The sequence below is a fragment of the Streptomyces hygroscopicus genome, assembly GCF_026168105.1.
Lineage (GTDB): Bacteria > Actinomycetota > Actinomycetes > Streptomycetales > Streptomycetaceae > Streptomyces > Streptomyces hygroscopicus_D.
Genome location: NZ_LBMW01000139.1, coordinates 1 through 1,779 on the forward strand (window position 1 = coordinate 1; position 1,779 = coordinate 1,779).

General features: G+C 67.5%; 1 pseudogene. It reads left to right on the plus strand.

The features are described 5' to 3' along the window. Window positions 1-297: 297 nt before the first annotated feature. Window positions 298-1,779: pseudogene (locus AAW14_RS39250) on the plus strand (amino acid adenylation domain-containing protein); the annotation flags it as partial.

The following is a 1,779-nucleotide window of genomic DNA, read 5'->3' on the forward strand; positions in this document are numbered from 1 at the left end:
CGGACCAACTACCCGCTCGCTGTCTCGGTCGATGACGATGGTGAGAGCCGTGGTCTGTCGCTGGCGGTGGACGCGGTGTCCTCGATCGATCCGGGGCCGGTCGGTGTGCTGGTGCGTACGGCTGCGGAGAACCTGGTGTCGGCGTTGGAGGTGGCGCTGGACGGTGGTCCGGAGGTGCCGCTGAGCGCGGTTGATGTGCTGGGCGAGGATGAGCGTCGTCGGGTGTTGGTGGAGTGGAGCGGCACGGCGGTGGAGGTCGAGCCGTCGACTCTGCCGGGGTTGTTCGAGGCGCAGGTGGTGCGGACGCCGGATGCGGTGGCGGTCGTGTGTGACGGGGCTGAGGTGTCGTACGCGGAGTTGGATGCGCGGGCGAACCGGTTGGCGCGGTTGCTGGTGGGCCGTGGTGTGGGTCCGGAGTCGGTGGTGGGTGTTGCGTTGGAGCGCGGGGTCGGGATGGTGGTGGCGCTGCTGGCGGTGGTGAAGGCCGGGGGTGCGTATCTGCCGGTTGATCCGGAGTATCCGGCCGAGCGGATCGCGTTCATGCTGGCGGATGCCGGGCCGGTTGTTGGAGGTCGAGCGTGGGGGTGTGTTGTTGCCGTCGCATCCGGTGTATGTGATTTATACGTCGGGTTCGACGGGGCGGCCGAAGGGTGTGGTGGTTGAGCATCGTTCGGTGGTGGGGTTGTTGTCGTGGGCGGTGGGTGAGTTCGGTGGGGGTGCGTTTGATCGGGTGTTGGTGTCGACGTCGTTCAATTTCGATGTGTCGGTGTTCGAGTTGTTCGGTCCGTTGGTGTCGGGTGGTGCGGTGGAGGTGGTGCGGGATCTGTTGGTGTTGGCGGATCGGGGGCGTGGTCCGCGGGATGTGAGTTTGGTCAGTGGTGTGCCGTCGGCGTTTGTGCAGGTGGTGGCTGGTGGTGGGGTTGAGGTGCGGCCGCGGGCGGTGGTGTTGGCGGGTGAGGCGTTGACGGCGGATGCGGTGGCGGCGGTGCGTGGGGCGTTGCCGGGTGCGCGGGTGGCGAATATTTATGGTCCGACCGAGGCGACGGTGTATGCGACGGCTTGGTTCACGGATGGGGATGTGGAGGGGGTGGTGCCGATCGGGCGCCCGGTGTCGAATGCGCGGGTGTTTGTGCTGGATGAGCGGTTGCGGCCGGTGCCGGTGGGTGTTGCGGGTGAGTTGTATCTGGGGGGTTCGGGTCTGGCGCGGGGGTATCTGGGTCGGGCGGGTTTGTCGGCGGAGCGGTTTGTGGCGTCGCCGTTCGGGTCGGGTGAGCGGTTGTACCGGACCGGGGATGTGGTGCGGTGGAACGGGGTTGGTGAGGTGGAGTATCTGGGGCGTGCGGATGAGCAGGTGAAGGTCCGGGGTTTCCGGATCGAGTTGGGTGAGGTCCAGGCGGTTGTCGCCGCGCATCCTCGGGTCGGGCAGGCCGTGGTGGTGGTGCGTGAGGATGTGCCGGGGGACAAGCGTCTGGTCGCCTATGTCGTTCCGGACGGGGACGGCGCAGAACTGCGGGAGGTGGTTGCGCAGTTCGTCGCGGCTCGGCTGCCTGAGTACATGGTTCCGTCGGTGGTGGTGGTCCTGGATGCGTTGCCGTTGTCGGTGAACGGGAAGCTGGACCGCAAGGCGCTGCCGGTGCCGGAGTACACGACCGGCTCGGGTCGGGGCCCGGCGAGCGTGCGTGAGGAGATCCTCTGCGGCGCCTTCGCCGAAGTCCTCGGTGTGGACGACGTCGGTGTGGACGACGACTTCTTCCGCCTCGGTGGTCACTCCCTCCTCGC